Origin of the sequence: Phyllobacterium zundukense, from assembly GCF_002764115.1 — a bacterium.
In the GTDB taxonomy this organism is placed as follows: domain Bacteria; phylum Pseudomonadota; class Alphaproteobacteria; order Rhizobiales; family Rhizobiaceae; genus Phyllobacterium; species Phyllobacterium zundukense.
In genome coordinates, this window is the sequence record NZ_CP017941.1 from 318,576 (window position 1) to 337,536 (window position 18,961).

Genomic DNA, 18,961 nt, shown 5'->3' on the forward strand with positions numbered 1-18,961 from the left:
GGATGAGACGGAGTTTGCCTCGGCGGTGTGTTTCAGGCAGTCGCGCCCGTTACGGCATTCCACTGCGCCATTGCCTTGAGGCGATGAAGGTGGATGGCATTTGCTGAACGTTTGGAGTGGGGTGGGACGAAGAGATTTCTGATAGCGGAGAAAATCGCGACGAAGCGTTGCAGCCCTCCTGGAGATCGGAAGCCCTGCATCATCCGCTCGCGTTTTCGTAACGGTACGTGCGAATTTTCGGCCCGGTTGTTGAGGCCTTTATGCGACCGATGTTCGACGCCCGGCATGACCTGCCGCTTTGCTGCTCCATAGGAGCGGAGCTTGTCGGTGATCATTCTCTTTGGCACGAGCCCCTGCTTTCTCAGGAGCCTTGTTAGCAATCGCTTTGCTGCCTTGGTGTTGCGGCGGTTCTGGACGATTTCATCGGGTGATGTCAGGTTAAATTTTCAGGTCACGAGGATGGTCGCCCTGTTGATTTCAGGCGAGTGCTTCTGCCATGGCTTTCCACTCTGCCATGGCATTCAGGCGGTGGAGATAAATCTGGCATGCCGAACGTTGTGAGTGGGGTGGAACGAAGAGGTTGCGGACGGTAGAGAAGATCGAGATAAACCGCTGCAAGCTTCCCGATGATCGGAAACCCTGCATCACTCGCTCCCGTTTTCGCAACGGCAGGTGAGAATTCTCCGCCCGATTGTTTAACCCTTTGTGCGAGCGATGCTCGACGTTGGCCATGACCTGGCGTCTGGCGGCTTCGTAGGAGCGCAACTTGTCGGTGATCATCCGCTTCGGCAGGATACCTTGCTTCCGCATAAGCCGTGTCAGCAACCGCCGTGCAGCCTAGCTGTTGCGCCGGTTTTGAACGATTTCGTCGAGAACATATCCATCCTGATCGACGGCACGCCAGAGCCAGTGTCTTTTACCATTGATGCTGACGGCGGCTTCGTCCAGATACCAGATATCTTGTGATGATGGAGGCTTTCTTCGAATCCGGCGAGCATATTCCGACCCGAACTTTCGTGTCCACTGCCGGATCGTCTCATACGACACCCTGATCCCACGCTCGAGCAGCAATTCCTCGATATGCCGCAGGCTCAAGGGAAACCGGTAGTACAGCCACACCGCATGAGCGATGATTGAAGCAGGAAATCGATGGCGTTTGTAACGAATGGAAGGAACATGCATCCTGCAGCGATTACATCCCAAATCGATGACGAAACGTTAACCTGACATCACCGGGGCGATCATGAAGCGATGGTTGATCTTAGCAATTCCTGCTTGCTAACCATCTCGCCTACGCCCGGGACGGCAGAGTAGGCGATCTGCTCATCCAGCTCTGGCGAGTTTGGCGAGCTATTTGGCGAGCTGGACGTTTATGAAATCGACGCGACCAAAGAAGTGACTCCCTCTGTCGATTTACACGAGAGTGGAAGGAATCTTGGGGTTAGGCGACAAGAGAAAACCGACCATCCCGCAGTCGTCCATCGAGCACTGCTACTCTCGTCTGGAGCACGCGCTGCGCGCCCCGTGGTGACCATCGCATTTGTCGACGCTTGTTAGAGCTGTGCCGGTGAAGAGACCGGTGGTGATTCCATCCCATCGACCGCCACTGATGAAATCAAGGCCACACGCACTTATCCGGGATTTCTTGTTGAGATTGCAGTGGGAAAATGATCGTATGCGACCCTCGTAGTTGACTCCTCTGCCCCTTCTCCCGATGTTTGATCCGAGAGGCTCATGTCAATTTCAGATGCCATCTATCGTCCGTTCGAAAGGTTGATCCGGCCGCTCGACATCCCCTACCAGCCGCTGCCTAGCAAAGGACCGGTAGCTGTTTTGCTGCACTTCATCTCGATGTTCCGCGGCGTTCTGATCGCCTTGGCGCTTTCCTCCATGGCGATCGAGGCCATCAACTTGGCGATCGTCTGGGGGCTTTCGGTCATCGTCGATGGCGTCACGCAACAGGGCGCGTCCGCCTTTCTGCAGAACGAATGGCCGCTCCTGACTTTTCTGGGTTTCCTGATCTTTCCGGCCATGCCGGTCGCCTCGTTCCTTCTAAACACTCTCAACTCGCATACGCTCGGCGTCGGAATGCCGGCCGCCATCCAGTGGCAGGGTCACAAGGCAGTCGAGCGACAGGATCTTGCCTTTTTCCATGACCTCTTTGCCGGTCAGGTCGCCTCGCGCCTGTCGCAGGTGGCCTCCGCCGTACAGCAGCAGATCATCGCCGCCTTCCAGTCCATCCCGCGCTTCGTGCTGCAAATGGTCGGCTCCGTTATCTTGCTCACTAGCCTGTCTTGGCAACTCGCCCTACCCGTCGTCATCTGGATCGCGCTCAACATGGCTCTCGCCATCAAGATGGCGCCGATCTTCGTAGAACGCTCACGCAACACCGCCAAGCAGCGCAGCCTGGTGGCCGGCGCCATCACCGATCTCTACACCAACATGCAGATGATCAAGCAGTTTGCGGCCGAAGACAGCGAGGCCGGTGCCATACGACGCATCATCCAGAAGTCCGTGCAGACACAGCATAAGGAACAACGCATCTACCGCACGTCGGAACTGACTGTCGTGGCGCTTAACATGGCGCTCTGGCTGGCCATGCTTTCGATTGGTTTTTCGGGCCTCGTCAACGGCTTTCTAACGGTCGGCGAGTTCGTTGGGGCAGTCTACATCCTCAACCGGCTATCAGGTCACACCTTCACCTTCCTGCAGATGGGCCAGCAGATCTTTCAGGCGATCGGCACGATCAAGGACGCCATGCCAGTCATGACGACGCCGCCCACCATCACGGATCGGTCGGACGCGGCCGAACTGACAGTCGGCCGAGGACAGATCCATTTTGAAAATGTGCGCTTCGCCTACAACTCCGGCAAGCCGGTGATCGACCAGCTGTCGCTGACGGTCCAGCCCGGCGAGAAGGTGGGCCTGGTCGGCCTCTCCGGGGCGGGCAAAACAACGCTGGTGAGCTTGCTGCTGCGCTTTTACGATATACGGGACGGTGCAATTCTGATCGACGGGCAGGACATTCGCACGGTCGCGCAGGCAAGCCTTCGCCGCAACATCGGGGTCATCGCGCAGGATGTGGCGTTGCTGCACCGCTCGGTCGGTGACAATATCCGCTACGGCCGGCCGGAGGCGACACAGGACGAGATCGAATGGGCGGCGAAGACCGCAAAGGCCGATGCGTTTATCAGCGATCTTACCGATGTCGAAGGCCGCAAGGGCTACGCCGCCTTCGTTGGGGATCGCGGCATCAAGCTGTCCGGCGGCCAGCGCCAGCGTATCGCCATTGCGCGCGTCCTATTGAAGGACGCGCCGATCCTAGTGCTGGACGAGGCGACCTCCGCCCTCGACAGCGAATCTGAGGCCGCCATCCAGGAAAAGCTCAATCTGGTAATGGAGGGAAAGACGGTGATTGCAATAGCACACCGCCTTTCGACGATTGCCAGGATGGACCGAATCGTCGTGCTCGATCAGGGACGCATCGTGGAAGAAGGCAACCCAAACAAGCTGGTCGAAGAGGATGGCTTGTTTGCCCGTCTGTGGAAACGCCAGACCGGGGGCTTTATTCCTGACGAACTTGACGAACCTCTACCGACATCGCCTGCCACCTGACCACTGGCAGCTTGCCCAAAAAGGGAGAGGATGCGAGTCCACACAATGGACGTCGCCAGGAACTCTTCGTTTGAAAATGCCTACAATTGCGGATTCGCACTGACTTCGATTGGTTCCAAAAATTCTACACTCACTCTTCAGAGCATATCGGCATGAGCGCTTTCCAATGGACGTTGGCGCAGACCGGCGTGCGTCGCCGCAAAGGCCATCAGCCTCGGGTCCGGCTGCATTATGAAGGGAAAAACGGACCTTACCCCTACCGTTCCTGCATGGCCTGCGAGGAAATCTCCGCGAGCGGCGAGAACAGATATTCAAGAATGCGCCGTTTGCCGGTCTTGACCTCAACCGTCACGGCCATCCCCGGCGACAGCGGCATGTTGCGGCCGTCGACCTCAATCAGCGTCGTGTCAGGTTTGATCGTGACCGGGAACACGAGATTCTGCATGCGCTGGACATTACCGGTTGGAATGATGCTTTCGAGTTCCTTGGCCGCCGCCCCTTCCAGCTGCTGTGCGTCGGGTTCGGGGATCGCATCGGTCGCCACGCGATCGACGCGGCCCTCGATGGTGCCATAGCGGGTAAACGGAAACGCCTCGATCTTGATGACGGCGGGCTGTCCGGCAGCGACGAAGCCGATGTCATGGTTGGGAAGATAGGCCTCGATCTCGAGCGAGGCATTGCCCGGAACGATGCGCATCAGTTCACTGCCGGCCGACACCACCTGTCCGACCGTGGTGATCGCCGATGCCTGAACGGTGCCGTCGATCGGGCTTTTGATCGTCATCGACTGGCGACGCTTGCTTGCCTTGACCAGCTGCTGCTCCAATTCATCGACGCGGCGCGCCGCATCGGAGAGTTTCTGCACATTGTCAGCGACAAAGCTGTTCGCCAGCTTGGCTGCCTCGCTGGTGGCAACATTGAGGGCCGCATAGGCCGCTGCCAACTGGCCAGTCTGTGTCACCATACTGGTTTCCGCCTCCTGCTGCGACTGCAGGGCATCGATGACCTGCGCCCGCGATCCGGCGGCCGAAGGGATCAGTTCCGTGCGCATGGCGACCCGCTCGGCAAGCGTTGTAACCAGGGCCGTTTGCGCCGCGATTGTCTTCGTCAGACCGTCAATCTCGGTCTGACGCTGCCCGCGCTGGGCCGCGAGATTATCCAGCGAGGAATGCAGCTGTGTAACATCGGCCTGGTAAATCAGCTGTTCGCGGCGGCGGATGACATCCGGGACATCGTTGGGAATGGAAATCGGTTGCTCAGCCACCGGACCGGACGTCCATATCCCGTCCTTTTGCCATGCCGCAACGGTCAACAGTACTGCTTCCCGGCGCGCCACTTCGGCGCGATAGGCGGCAAGGCCGGCAGCGATGCCAGTTTCCTCCGCTTTGATCTCGGTGTCATCCAGTTCGACGATAACCTCACCTGCCTTGACAGTCATGCCGTTCGAAACAGGAACGGCGCGTGTTCTGCCCATCTCGATGGACTGAATGACCTTGACCCGACCCGTCGGCTGAACCTTGCCTTGTGCGGTTGCCACAATGTCGAACGTTCCGAGATAGCTCCAGAGCAGTGCGCTTGAGGCCAAAATACAAATGAACCAGATGAAAGCCGTACGGATCGGCGAGGTCGGCGTTTCGAGTATTTCCAGAGCTGCAGGCAGAAATGCGGTGTCGTCGCGCTGCCGTTTGGCAGCGCCCTTCAATGCTTTTGCCTTGATTGCTGCAACGGTTGGCGAGCTCATCCCTGCACACTCCCGGTTTGAAGTTTCCAGAGGTGGGCATAAAGACCGTCGGGACGTGCCAAGAGCGTGTCGTGCGTTCCTTCCTCAAGAATGCGCCCGTCCTTCATGCCGACGATACGATGGCAGTGCCGTACGGTGGCGAGCCGGTGAGCGATAATGATCACAGTGCGTCCGCGCACGATCTCGCGCATATTGGCCAGGATGATCCGCTCGCTCTCATAGTCGAGCGCACTGGTGGCTTCATCAAGTATGAGAATAGGCGGATTGGTGGCGAGCGCCCGGGCAATCGCCAGGCGCTGGCGTTGGCCACCAGAAAGATTGGCACCGCGCTCTTCAATCAAGGTGTCGTAGCCGCGCGGCAATTTCGAGATAAACTCGTCGGCTCCGGAGAGTTTTGCCATGCGCATGGCGGCTTCGCGCGACATAGCGGGATTGGCGAGAACAATATTGTCGTGGATTGTCCGGTTAAACAGCATGTTCTCCTGGAGAACGACGCCGATGCTTGCTCTGAGCCATGCAGGATCAACCTGGGCGATATCCTGCCCGTCAATGAACACCTGGCCGTTGTTCGGAATGTAAAAGCGCTGGACGAGTTTGGTCAGCGTCGATTTGCCCGATCCCGAAGGCCCGACGATGCCAATGACCTCCCCGGGCCTGACGTTGAGCGTGATGTCTTTCAAAACGTCCTGGCCATCCGGAGAATAGCGGAAATTCACCGACTTGAACTCAATCGCACCCTTCGGTGCAGGCAGGCTAACCGCAATGGCCGGGCGCGGCTCCTGCGGCGCGTTGAGAATGTCGGCAAGGCGCGAGACGGAAACTTGAACCTGCTGGAAATCCTGCCACAGCTGCGATAGCCGCAGGATCGGCTGGGCCACCTGCCCGGCGATCATGTTGAAGGCCACCAGTGCTCCGACCGTCAGCTCGCCATTGATCACAGCCTGCGCACCAAACAGAAGCAATGCCGCGCTGGTGATCTTGCTGACATATTGAATGGCGTTCTGCCCCTTTGCCGCCAGCATGGTTGCGGCAAAGGAAGACTGGACATAGGCGGCGAGCCGCTCTTCCCACTGCGCGGCAACGACGGGTTCGACAGCAGACGCCTTCAGCGTCTGCACACCGACCACGGTCTCGACCAGCAATTGCTGGCTATAGGCTCCGCGATCGAACTTTTCGTCAATGCGTTCTTTCAGGAACGGGCGAATGAGAAAGCCGATGGCAAGATAGAAGGGAACGGAGGCAACGACGATCCATGCAAGTTTCGTCGAATAGCAGAACAGTACAAAAATGAAGACTATGGTGAAGATGAAATCGAGCCCGGAAAACAGCCCCTGCCCGGTGAGGAAGTTGCGGATGGTTTCGAGCTCGCGCACCCGCGCCACCGTCTGACCGGCAGCGCGCGTCTCGAAATAGCTGAGCGGCAGATTGAGCAGATGGCGAAACAGTCGGCGTCCGAGTTCGACATCGATGCGGTTGGTGGTGTGCGACAGGGCATAGGTGCGCAGATACTGCAGGAACACATCGAACAGGCCAACCGTAGCAAGGCCGATGACCAGGACGATCAGAGTCGAATAGCTGCGGTGTGCCAGCACCTTGTCGACCACGACCTGGAAGAACAGTGGCGTCACCAGTGCAAACAGCTGCACGAACAGCGATGCCAGGAGCACATGCCCCAATGAGCGCCGGTAGCGCCAGATCGATGGCAGAAACCAGCGGAAGCCGAAACTCTCCCGGGAAACGCCGGGACCGGCGAACCGCCTTTGGACGAGGATGAACTTTCCGCCGGTCAGCTGCAAAAGATCGCTTGCACTGACATTGCGCGAGGTGAAATTGACGGGATTGACGAGACGATAGAGCCCCTCCTCGACGGCACCGCCAAAGATCGCGAACGTACCGTCGGTTAGACAGGCTATGGCCGGCGCCGGCAGCGTTTTCAGGCGCTGCTCTGTGCGGGCATCGATGACTTTGGATTTGAGGCCGATAGAGCTGGCGGCACGCAGGATATCTTCGCGCCCGGCGAGCCCCTTCAAGGCGTATTCGTGTGCCAGGGTCTCCGGACGAGATGAAATGCGATAGTAGCCGGCAATCGTCGTAAGAGCAATCAGCCCGCTGTCGGGCAAAGGCTCATCCGGCCCTGAACTCGTGTCCCCGGCAATTTCTGTGTCGATCGTGATGCTATCCATTGCTGTGCCGGCGAGTTCTGTTCGAGTGCAGGATTACGGATTCATGTACGGAGAAAGGACGGAACGGGCTGGAGAGCAATCGCGACAATCGATAACGGGAAGCGGCGCGAGAATGCGCCGCCTCCATGGGATAATACCCTTATGCAGGGTTGCTCGCCCTGACCGACGAAGCGAACGCAAGCGTCGCATCGCCAACCAGTCTGGTCGTGCCGTCGGTCATCTCATAGGAGCTGGTGCCGGTGATGGCCGAGCCATCCGGGAACTGGGTCGCTCCTTGCGAGGATGGCAGCAGGTTGACGAGCCTGATCCCGGCCTCCGACATAGTCTTGAGCTCGCCCTGATCACTGATGCCGTTCTGGTTCAAATCCTGCCAGACGCGGAACTCGTTCCATCGGGCATCATTGCTGTCGAGAACGTCATCATGATTGGTATCGAAAACCAGTCGCAAAGCCTCAAGGTCGGTCGGTTCGTCACCCTCAGTTATCCCTTCGGGCCACATGGAGAATGCCAGTTCCCTCGCCTGATCGATGAGGCCATCGGCACCTGCCGCACCATCGGATCCAAGGTCGATGGCCAGGAACCCGTCCTGCGGTCCGACCCATGCCGTGCCGTCGCGGATACCGTCCTCATCCCAATCATACTTGGGACCCGTGTCGTCGGCGAATTCCTGCGGATCGAATGGACGAAGGTCAATGTGATTGTCGCCATTCAAATCAAGCAGGATGGGATCTTTGTCGGTCATATGGCTCCAATGGCCAATGACCTGGCCGCTGGCGTTATATTCTGTCCAGCTATAGGTCAGCCGCCAAACCTTGTACCCACCATTGTCGTAGTACTCGGTTTTGCCTTCAAAATTCCCATTGGAGGCATATCGCATGCCGAGGTGGAACCGACCATTGGAATAATTGGATAGTTCGATGCGGCGGCCATCGTCGTAATACTGCGTTTCGGTGACGGGTGTCCCCGCAGAATTGAACGTTCGCACTATACGTGACCACGTCTGCGCATTCGTCGGATCAAAATAGGTTTCGGTCCGGGTGCCATTATCGAAAGTCGGCATGTCCAGCAGCAGTTGACCCGCCGCATTGAAATGATACTGGATGTTTGACCATGTCGCGATGTTGTGCGGGTCGTAGACGATGTGGATCTGCGTGCTGTTGTCATAAATGTTATACTGGGTCGTCAGACTCCCAGTCGTATCGAGTAGCTGGACAATGTATGACCATGTCTGGGCGTTCGTCGCATCCCATGTGTAAGCGGTTTTCGTTCCGTCATCATTGCTGTTGAGCTGATAGGTCAAGCGGTTGGCTGTATCAAAGTTCTGGTCTACCCGTGACCACGGCTGCGCATTGGTCGGGTCCAGGGTAATTGCCGACCGCGTGCCATTGTCGTTGAACTGGTTCTGATAGGTGAGCCGGTTGGCAGTGTCGAAGGACTGCACGATTTGTGTCCAGGCCTGCGCATTGGCAGGGTCATACGTGTAGGCCGTCCGCGTTCCGTTGTCCTGAAATTCATTCTGGTAGGTTATTTGCCCCGCAGCGTTATAGCTGCGCTCCATGCGTGTCCACGGATTGACGCTGGTCCAGTCATAGGTCGTCGTTCCTGTCAGCACATTTGTCGCGCTGTAGAAATTCACCTGCTTTTGCTGGCCAGAAGCCGCATCGAAAGTGATATCCGCCCGTATGCCGTCGTCATTGAACTGCTTTTCGAGTGTCTTCTTGCCGGCAGCATCAAAAGATTGTTCGACACGGCTCCACGGATTGGCATTCAGCGGATCGTAAAGCGTGGCGCTGGTGAGTATCCCCTTCGTGTTGAGCTGGCTGACGCTCAATTGCTGGCCGCCAGCGGCGGCAAACGTTTTCGCTGTTGTTGTGCCGTCAACATTAAGCATTATTTCCGCCGTCTTGCGTCCGGCAGAATCCGTGGTGAGGCTGCTGAGCAATTTTCCGGCGGCCGTGAAACTCTCCGTGACGGTTTCTTTCAAGCTACCATTCGTGTTTCGATCGACAGCGGTGAGCGTGATCGAACCGTCATTGCGCGTGACCGCCGTTTCGGTGCGATCGTAGGTTCCATCATTGTTGGCGTCCTTGTTGAGGACCGTTACGAGGCCATCGGCACTGGTGGTGATGGTGCCCTTTGCCTTGACGCTGCCGTCGGCATTGGTTTCGGTGATCGTCGAAACAATCGAACCATCGATCTGTGTCTTCGACACCATAACGTGCTCGAAGGTGCCATTGCCATCGAAGTCCGAGCGGACAGTTGCCATCAGACCATCGGTGGAAACGGTGGTTTCTACCTTCGCAGCGATTGCCTTCGCCCAATAAACCTCACCCGCGACGAGATTGCTGAGTTCTCGCGCTTCGGCACTATTGGTGACTGTCGTGATGCTTGCCCCGGACAGGTCAACGGTGACCGTTTCAACCTGATCGACGGTGCCGCTGCCGTTCACATCCCGCGAGGTGGTGCGCGTCGTGCCATCGGCGTTTCTGACGATCGTGGTCCTGGAAACCAGCTTGCCGGTTTCGTCGGTATCACTGGTGACACTGCGCTGGCTGCCGTCGACATTAAAGGTGTTTGTGGTGGTGCGGCGGCGATCAATCGTGCCTTCGCCGTCAAGATCCCACTCCGTGGTTGTCGTCAGGCCATCGGCAGAGACCTTTGCGGTCGTCCGGTTGGCCACGCCGTGGTCAGCGCGGAAGCCGGTGATCGTCGTTGTCAGCGACCCGTCGACCGCCTGAATACGCTCTTCTTTTTGATCGACGTTGTCGTCGCCATTGGTCTCCCGTTCGATGGTGACATAGCGGCCATCGGCCAGACTCGATGTGACCGTCCAGTCGGTGGCATTCCCACTGGCGTCGGTAGTCAATACCGTATCGACGATTGATCCATCAGCGAGGATGTCCCTGACGATCTTGCGCGTGCGCTGACCAAGACCCGCTCGCTCGTCCTGAACGGTGACGGTGCGACCGTCGGCACTGGTCGTCTCGACGCTCCAGGACAGCACCGTGCCGTCGGATTTGGTATTGGCAACGGTGCGTGTGCGGCTCCCGTCGCTGTTGATCGTGGTGACGTCCGTCGCCTTCTGGTCGTATGTGCCCGAGCCAATCGTATCCCATTGCGTGGTGACTGACAGGCCGTTGGCGCTTGTGCCGATCAGCTGACGCTTTGTAAGAACGCCAGCTGCGAAGATGCTGATCGTTCGGGTGCGCGATCCATCCGTGTTAAGGACTGTCGCATCGGTCTCGGTGCGATTGAAGCTGCCCGTACCGGTGGTGTCCCATTTCGTGGCAACAGTCAGGCCGTCCGCCGATGTGTCGGCAACGGTCTTGCCCTTCAGCACCAATCCACCGGAGCCAAATGTGCTGAGCGTCTCCGTCTTGCTACCATTCGGATTAAGAACGACGGTGCGGGTGGTTCTGGTATCGATCGTTCCATTGCCATCGATATCGTAGTCGATCGTCTCCGACAGGCTGTCCGCGCTGGTTGTGATGGCCTTCTTGCCGATAACGGTTGTCCCGTCAGGCCCATAATCCGTCAGGGTCTGGACCGTACTTCCATCGGCATTTTCAACGGTGAGCGCCTGCTGGTTAGTCTTGCCGTCACCGTCAATGTCTTTGACCACCGTTGTTGTGCGCTTGTCGGCACTCAACGTCGTTGTCGTATTGCTTTCAAGTGTGCCGTTGGCTTTGTTGTAGCTGACGGTCTGGATCGTGCTGCCGTCGGCATTCAGCACGCTGACCTCGCTCATTGAGCGCAAAGTTGCTCCCGTGCCCAATGCCCATGTCGTGGCTTTCGTCAGGCCGTTTGCACTGACAACCACCGTGGTACGCCAGGCGGGCGTGTCATTTGCGCCAAGTTCGACGATCGACCGGGTCCGGCTGCCATCGGCATTGAGCACCGTCGTGTCGTTGGTGGAAAGGTCGAACACGCCGTCGCCGCTGGAATCGATCCTGGTGATCGTCGACAGGCCGTCGGCCGACGTTTCCGTCACCGATCGGCTCATCAGTGAACCGTTCGCCTTATATTGATCGACGGTTTGCGTTGTCGAGCCGTCGGCATTGACGACACGTGTTTCATGTCGGTCCACCACGCCGTCGCCATTGATATCGTCATCAAGGGACGTGCTGTTCGCGTTGGCGGAAACGGTCGTCACAGACTTCGAAATCAGGTTACCCGAGGCATTGATCGTCGAGAGGGTTTCAACTGTCGAACCGTCGGCATTCAAGGCTTTGGTCGTCGTGGCGGTTGCATCAACGGTCCCGTTGCCATCGAGATCGGACTGAACGATCGATGTCAGACCATTGGCGCTGACCGTCGTGATTGTCCGATCAATCAAAGCACTACCGGCTACCTCCGAAACGGTCTTTGTCACAGAGCCATCGGCATTGAGTACAGTGGCATCCCATACAGTCGTATCGACGCTGCCATCTCCGTTCAGATCAGTATCGACTGATATGACAAGGCCATTGGTGAAGATCGTTGTAACGGTTTTGTCTAGCAGCGTACCATCGGAGCTTGTGGTCGTGACGGTCTGGGTCCGGCTGCCATCGGCATTGAGAATGGTTGTATCGACAATTTTCTCGTCAATGACGCCGTCGCCGTTGACATCGTTCCACGTGGTTACCGTCAGGCCGCTGGCGCTGGTGGTGGAGATTGATCTGGCATAGATCGTCCCATCGGCATTCGTCCGGGTGACCGTTCTGGTCCGACTGCCATCGACGTTCAGGACTTCGACTATTGTCTGATCGACCTCGCCGTCGCCATTGTCATCAGTCGTGATGGTCGTGGTCCGGCGATCGGCGCTGGTCAGCGTGACGGTCTTGCCAAGCAGGGTGTCGTTGCCGCTCCTGGTTTCCGCCATTTCCTGGCGGCTGCCATCGGCGTTGATGATGACGGCGCTAGTCGTGACCTCGTCGACAACACCGTCGCCGGTGATGTCTTTTTCCAGCGTCCGGGTCAGCCCGTTTGCCGAGGTGGTGGTCGTTGCCGTGCCGAGCAATGTGCCATCACTGCTCCGTGACGCCACAGTCTGTGCGCGGCTACCGTCGGCATTGAGGCTCATGACATCGGTCGTGACCGCATCATCCGTGCCGTCACCATTGAGATCCGAATGGATCGTCTTCGACAGCCCGTTGGCGGAAGTGTCCGTCACGCTCTTGGCAACCAGCGTTCCATTCGGATTGAATTCGCGGACGGTCTCCGTCGTCGAACCATCGGCGTTGACCAGCACGGTGCGCCGCGTGTCGATCGCCCCATCGCCGTTCACGTCTTCATCGACCGAGATGTTTCTGCCGTTGGCGCTTGTGTTCCTGACAGATTTTGCCAGCAGCGTCCCGCTGACCGACCTTGTTTCAATGGTCTCAACGGTTGAACCATCCGTGTTCAAAGTCTTCGACGATGTCGCAATCCGGTCGACTGTGCCATTGCCATCGGCATCGATCTGCGCCGACGAATTCAACCCGTTGGCGCTCACCGTGGTGACCGTCCGGTCCTTCAGGCTCGTTCCGGCGTAATTGGAGACTGTCTTCGTTATCGAACCGTCGGCATTGAAAATCGAGGTTTCGGTCGTTTTGGCGTCGACGGGACCCGAACCGTCAACATTCACGTCCACGGTCTTGACCAGTCCATTGGCACTGACCTTGGTCACGGTTTCGCTGATCAATGCACCATTGCCGCTCGTTGTCGTGACCGTCCGGGTGCGGCTGCCATTGGCATTGAGCACGGTTAGGTCGACCGTCTTCTTGTCGATCGAACCGTCACCGTCGACATCATCGGTCGTCGTGACGTCAAGACCATTCGCACTCGTTGTGGTAACCGACTTTGCCAGAAGCGCGCCGACGGAATTCGTCCGGGTAATGGTCGCGGTCTTGCTGCCGTCAGCGTTCAGAACCTGGATCGCCGTCTGATCGACGTTGCCATCGCCGTCACTGTCGGTGGTGACCGTCGTCGTCTTGCGATCGGTGCTGGTCAATGTCACCGTCTTGCCAAGCAGCGCACCATCGCCGCTCCTTGTTGTGGTGGTTTGCTGGCGGCTGCCATCGGCATTGAGCACAATTACGGTGCTGACAACCTGATCGATCAGACCATCGCCATTGAGATCCTGCTCGACCGTTTGGGTCAGGCTGTCAGCTGATGTTGTTTTGACCGTCCTGCTGATGATCGAGACATCTGCGTTCTTTGCAACCACCGTTTGCGTCCGGCTGCCGTCGGCATTGACTGTGGTGACATCCGTTTCGGTGCGATCGATCGTGCCGTCGCCATTCAAATCGGAGCTGGTTGTGGTCGAAAGGCCATCTGCTGTTGTCACGGCAATTGCCTTGCTCAGCAGCGAGCCATCCGGATTGAGGCCCATCACCGTTTGCGTCGTCGACCCATCCGCATTGACGATCACGGTCGTCCGGGAATCCCACGCGCCATCGCCGTTCTGATCCTCATCGACGGTAATGGTCTTGCCATCGCCGCTTGTTGTGGTGATGGACTTCGCCAGCAGTGTGCCATCGGCGCTCCACACCTCTTCCGTTTGTGTCCGGCTTGTATCGGCTCCGACCACCGTTACTTGCGAGGTGACGCGGTCGACGACACCGTCACCGGTCAGGTCGCTGGATGTGGTCTGCGACAGACCGTCGGCGCTCGTTACGGTGATGGTCTTGTCACGCAGCGATTGATCGGCGTTGAAGCTCGAGACTGTTGTTGTGATCTGACCGGAACCATCGACCGCAATGCTGGTTGTTTCGCTCTCGTCGAACGTGCCGTTGCCACTGTGGTCATACTGGACGGTCCGTGTTCGATTGTCGGCGCTGGTCCGGGTGATGGTTGTCGCAATCAGTGTCCCATCAGCGCTCTTGCTGTCCACCGTCCTGGTGCGGCCGCCATCGGCATCAATGATAGTCATTTCGATGGTATTGAGTTCGTAGACGCCATCGCCATTCGCATCGGTGCGCGTTGTCTTCGACAGGCCATCGGCGCTCGCGGTCACGTTGATCTGTTTGCTGAGCGAACCATCAAGGCTGAACGCCCTGGTTGTCGTGACTGTCGAGCCGTCGGCGTTGGTGACGAAAGTCTCGCTCTGGTCAGCCAATCCGTCGCCGTCCTGGTCGACCGTGGTGGTGATTGTCTTCCTGTCCGCGCTGGTGACAATGGTCGTGCGGTTCAAGAGCGAGCCATCGGCATTGAAGTTCGAAATGGTGCGGGTACGTGATTTGTCGATGATCTGCGGTTCGGACCATGTCGCACCGGGGACATGACCGGAATTCGCCACTATGTCGACCAGCGACAGTGCCGGCGCACCCGCAAACTTGATGAATTCGACATTGGTGAACTGGACACTGTCGCCAGTGGCGGCATGGGTGACCGTAAAGCGATCGCCTTCGCCGAGAATCCGGTACGCGGTTACGTCACCGGCGAAGACAACCGTGTCGGAGCCACCTCCGGCGTCGACATAGTTTCCGCTTCCACCCGTGAAATTGATCCTGTCGGCATAGTCCGTACCGCCGAAATAATTGCCGTTGCCGGTTCCGACGGATACCGTCTCTCCGGAATTTAGCGGTGCCAATTCATCGAGCGAGTACCACTTTTCCTCGCCATTGAACCAGAGCCCGTTGATTTCGCTGAGGGTGTCGACACCATTGGTCGCGTGCGCGACCGTTACTGTTCCATCCGCATTGCGGGTGAAAGTGTAATCGGCAGCGACACCATCATAGTCAGCTTGGTTGTAGCTGCCACCCCCGCCCTTGATGACATCATTGCCATGCCCGCCGAACAAGGTGTCGTTACCGTCACCGCCGCGAAGGATGTCATTGCCGTCGGTGCCGGCAAGATAGTCGTCTCCTGCTGTGCCCACACTAACCCTCGTTCCGGTGCCGTGCGGTGCCAGATCATCGAGGGAATACCACTGGTTCTCGCCATAGAACCAGACAGCATCGATATCGATCAGGGTGTCCACACCGTTCGTGGCATGCGCGACTGTTACCGTGCCATCGGCATTGCGGGTGAAGGTATAGTCGACCGCGGAGCCATCATAATCAGCCTGGTTCGTACCGCCGCCGCCAATTAGTATGTCACTACCGGCCTTGCCGTAGAACGTGTCGTTGCCGGAGCCCCCGCGAATGGTGTCGTTACCGTCAGTGCCCGCGATGTAATCGTCACCGGGTGTGCCCTCGATTGCACTTGGATCACCAGTCAGTAGCCCGGCGAGACGCAGGACTTCAATTTGCGAGCGGTCAAACGTGCCATTGCCATCATCATCGAACTGGGTTGTCTTCGTCAGCCCGTCGGCGCTGCGGGTAATCAGATTGCGGAAGGCCAGGCTGCCGTCCTTATTATAGGCCAAAATATCTTCGGTGGTTGAACCATCGGCATAGGTCACGCTGGTGCGCTTGACGATGTATCCATTCGGATCAGACGCCAGAACCGCGTCGCCGACCGTGCCGGTTGTCCCGTCCGTGCGGGTGAATTCGGTGCGCCCGACAATGGCCGAACCATCGGCAAAATTCTGGCCGCTGCCCTTGGGCGTCAGGTCGATGGAAGCAATGCCGAGCGCATCGAGCGACTGCATCTGGCCATTGACCATGACCTTGAATTCGGCCCAGCGGGCATCGCCGGCATCGAGCTTGCCGTTGTGGTTGGTGTCGAAGACATTGCGGATGGCCTCAAGATCACCGGTCGCAGACTTGTCCCATTCCGTGAAAATGAATTCGTTCGACTGGTTGATCTTGCCATCGCCGTTTGTATCAATGATGAGGACACCTGTCCCCTCACCCGCCCAGGCGGTGCGATGCAGATACCCATCGCCGTTAAGGTCGACAAATTGCGATGACGATGACAACGCATCGACGGTCAGGCCATTGCCAGAGAGGTCGAGCAGAACAGGCCGGCCCCATTGGCTCTTGTGGTCCTCATTCCTCGTGCTTTCCCGAGTGGCAGCGCCCATCCCCTTGCTGGCACCACTGTTCCTTCCGCCACTGTCGGAACCATGGCCCGCACCCTTATTACTCGGGCTGCTGCTACCACCACCAAAAATGCCTCCGATCACCTCGCCTATGGCCCCAAAAATACCGCCGACGATTCCAGCTATGCCACCGATGACGCCGCCAATTGCGCCCACGAGCCCTCCGAAGAAGCCAGCAACCGTACTAGGGGCAGCTGGCTTTTGCGCTGGAATAGGACCGATCTTTGGCAAGGCGAGATACTGGGGTGGACGGGCCACCGGAATAGCTACGACGGGGCGGGGGGCGGGCTTCGGCTGCGTCACGGCGGGAGCGGCCTGAAATCCGGGTGTCAAACCACCTGATGCGTGATTCGGGTCGAAGGTCGGCATGTTGGGATCATTTGCCCAACTGCCTTGAAAGCTCGTGCCGCCGTAGTGGTTCTCGATGGAGGGAGTAATGGAGGGAGTAACCGTGTTGAATCGCCGGTCTTGCTGCTTGGCTCGCTCGATGTTTTCGCGCCGGGTTCGTTCCGCCATGGTGCGTTCCGAAGGTTGCATGCCGGTCAGCTGTTGTTTGGCACCGCTGGTCGGATTGGTCTTCTCCACTTGGCGTGCATCGATCTTGTCGTGAAAATTCTCCAACTGGGCCGCGCGCGACGCCGCCCGATCCCGTGCTTCGCGAGCATCGTCGCGGGCCCCCAGCGTGCGACTCTCTCGTGCGTCAGCCAAATCAGCATTCGCACTGCGCTGGTCACGAGCATCCAACGTATGTCGCTGCTGCGTATCAGCACGCTGTTGTGCTTCATAGCGCGCAAGATTTTGCATACTTACATTTTCAGCTTGACGATAAGTTTGACCCTGGTCAGGTATCGAGGGCGGCATCGCATCGAGCCAATCCAAACCCTCCGTTCTCAATCGATCTGCTAATTGGAGATCCGCCGTTGTGAAAACCGCATTTACAGTTTTGCCCGTTCCAATTCTTTGATTGAATTCGTCAAGAAAAGAAATTTTAAAGGCAGTTCCCGGCTTTCCTGCCAAATAGTCAGTAATCTTTTCCGCCGCCCATTTTGCCGGCGCTTCGTACCAGGCGTTGATCTTGAAATCAAAATCCTCCTCGAAAGGCCGAATTGTTCCCTGAAGCTGGTATGCGTCTTTGCCAATGACAGTCACACTGCCTCGTAGCTGATAGCCTGAACTTCCCCACGTATATGCCGCATCGACGTAGTTCTTAACCTTCCCCCGCAAAGCAGACTCTGTATAGTGGTAGACTTTGCTGCGTTCCAATATCGGTGTCTGCGAACCTACACGTTGATCAATCCCTGCGAAGATATTTGGCGACAGAAAGCGCCCGTAGTCTACCACCGATCCCGGGCCCGAATTCATATACCTATCTGGATTTACATGAACCGTACTGCCGTTCCCGTTGGACCAATGATCTAATGCATCTGCAGCTGAAAATTCGTCACGGATAGTGTCGGCCATACTATTGAATTCCTTTTTCGTTAACCCAAGAATCGAACCATTCTTTTTCCGCATCATTGCCGATAAAATCAGGACGCGAAGCTGCGCAATCATCTTGATTAAATGTTACCTCGAACCACTCAACATGACTCTTTTGATTTCTTGAGACAAACGCAATAATACAGGATCTGTTATTGCGCATTGTGGTATTTTTATCCGTATAGCAAAATATATCCTTGTATAACTCCAAATTCTTTATAGCAAAACTAAACCGTTCATTGAGTTTTTCCCGAGCGTATTTAATCTCGTCGAATGTCTTACAGGAGGATTCTGACATGCATGCAGTAACCGTCAGACAAATCGACATTATCGTCAACAGCATTCTCATTTATAAGTATATCTCCAGCGCGTCAAAATAATATTCTTGAATCTTTGTACCATTAAAGTACGTCTTCAGAGTTAATCCGATTATTACTTCTTACTGTCTAAGGCATAGATAATCTACGCCGTCGAACCAAGTCCGGCTGCACACGTCAATAAATAGAAATCAAGAAGTTAATTGGACTTTTCCCCAACATTTCTTATAACAATTCAGCGATATCCCCAATCACCGAATTTCCTTTAGGTAAGCGCCTTCATAGTATACTGTCAATCTGCTCAAGAATTTTTTTTGCGATAATGTACGAGGCCAAAAATCGAGCGTTTCGTCATTACAGCGTGCAAATCGCTTCGATTGAAGCGACCTTTGTAAGAATTAAATCCAATAGCAGCCGCTACGTTTTTATCTTCTTACTCGACCCCGTTAATAGTCCTTAATATCCCGAACAGAGGCTTGTCACGTTGTTTTGGATTAACAGTTTTTGAATAGTTCACTGGGGTATGAGCACATTGGCCGTCAGATAGCGTCGAAAAAGTGTGTCAGCTTAAAGAGGTAATGTGCATTGAGATACACAAGAATGCAGTCGGCGTGGATTCCGCGCCTGAAACACTTTGGTTGCCGCAAAGATCATTGAAGTGCTCAATGAACGTGTGGAG

Annotated in this window: 4 protein-coding genes and 2 pseudogenes; 1 reads left to right on the forward strand and 5 read right to left on the reverse strand. The window is 56.8% G+C overall.

Annotated features, from left to right (window positions below; genetic code table 11):
• Positions 1 to 32 precede the first annotated feature (32 nt).
• Positions 33 to 425 (reverse strand): annotated as a pseudogene (locus tag BLM14_RS21415) (IS6 family transposase); the annotation flags it as partial.
• A gap of 52 nt (positions 426 to 477) precedes the next feature.
• Positions 478 to 1,182 (reverse strand): annotated as a pseudogene (locus tag BLM14_RS21420) (IS6 family transposase).
• 552 nt (positions 1,183 to 1,734) lie between these two features.
• Here BLM14_RS21420 and BLM14_RS21425 point away from each other — a divergent pair.
• Positions 1,735 to 3,615: an ABC transporter ATP-binding protein gene (locus BLM14_RS21425; RefSeq protein ID WP_100001897.1), complete on the forward strand. Its 1,881-nt coding sequence runs from the start codon at positions 1,735 to 1,737 to the stop codon at positions 3,613 to 3,615.
• 256 nt (positions 3,616 to 3,871) lie between these two features.
• Here the strand turns inward: BLM14_RS21425 and BLM14_RS21430 are convergent, their stop codons facing one another.
• The 3 genes from BLM14_RS21430 to BLM14_RS21440 all read right to left on the reverse strand — a co-directional run bounded on the left by BLM14_RS21430 (position 3,872) and on the right by BLM14_RS21440 (position 17,290).
• Positions 3,872 to 5,356, reverse strand: a complete 1,485-nt coding sequence (locus tag BLM14_RS21430; RefSeq protein WP_100001898.1) for an HlyD family type I secretion periplasmic adaptor subunit — start codon at positions 5,354 to 5,356, stop codon at positions 3,872 to 3,874.
• Entirely contained in the window at positions 5,353 to 7,539 is a 2,187-nt protein-coding gene (locus BLM14_RS21435) for a type I secretion system permease/ATPase (RefSeq protein ID WP_100001899.1), read from the reverse strand. The genes BLM14_RS21430 and BLM14_RS21435 overlap by 4 nt, the downstream gene beginning before the upstream one ends.
• Before the next feature lie 139 nt (positions 7,540 to 7,678).
• Positions 7,679 to 17,290, reverse strand: coding sequence for a hypothetical protein (locus BLM14_RS21440; protein ID WP_133123835.1), 9,612 nt, complete (start codon positions 17,288 to 17,290; stop codon positions 7,679 to 7,681).
• Positions 17,291 to 18,961: the final 1,671 nt, after the last annotated feature.

What these genes read in the sequence shown, in the direction of transcription:
- BLM14_RS21440 (WP_133123835.1), bottom strand. Translation starts at nt 17,290, where the DNA reads ATGCAAAATCTTGCGCGCTATGAAGCACAACAGCGTGCTGATACGCAG.
- BLM14_RS21430 (WP_100001898.1), bottom strand. Translation starts at nt 5,356, where the DNA reads ATGAGCTCGCCAACCGTTGCAGCAATCAAGGCAAAAGCATTGAAGGGC.
- BLM14_RS21435 (WP_100001899.1), bottom strand. Translation starts at nt 7,539, where the DNA reads ATGGATAGCATCACGATCGACACAGAAATTGCCGGGGACACGAGTTCA.
- BLM14_RS21425 (WP_100001897.1), top strand. Translation starts at nt 1,735, where the DNA reads ATGTCAATTTCAGATGCCATCTATCGTCCGTTCGAAAGGTTGATCCGG.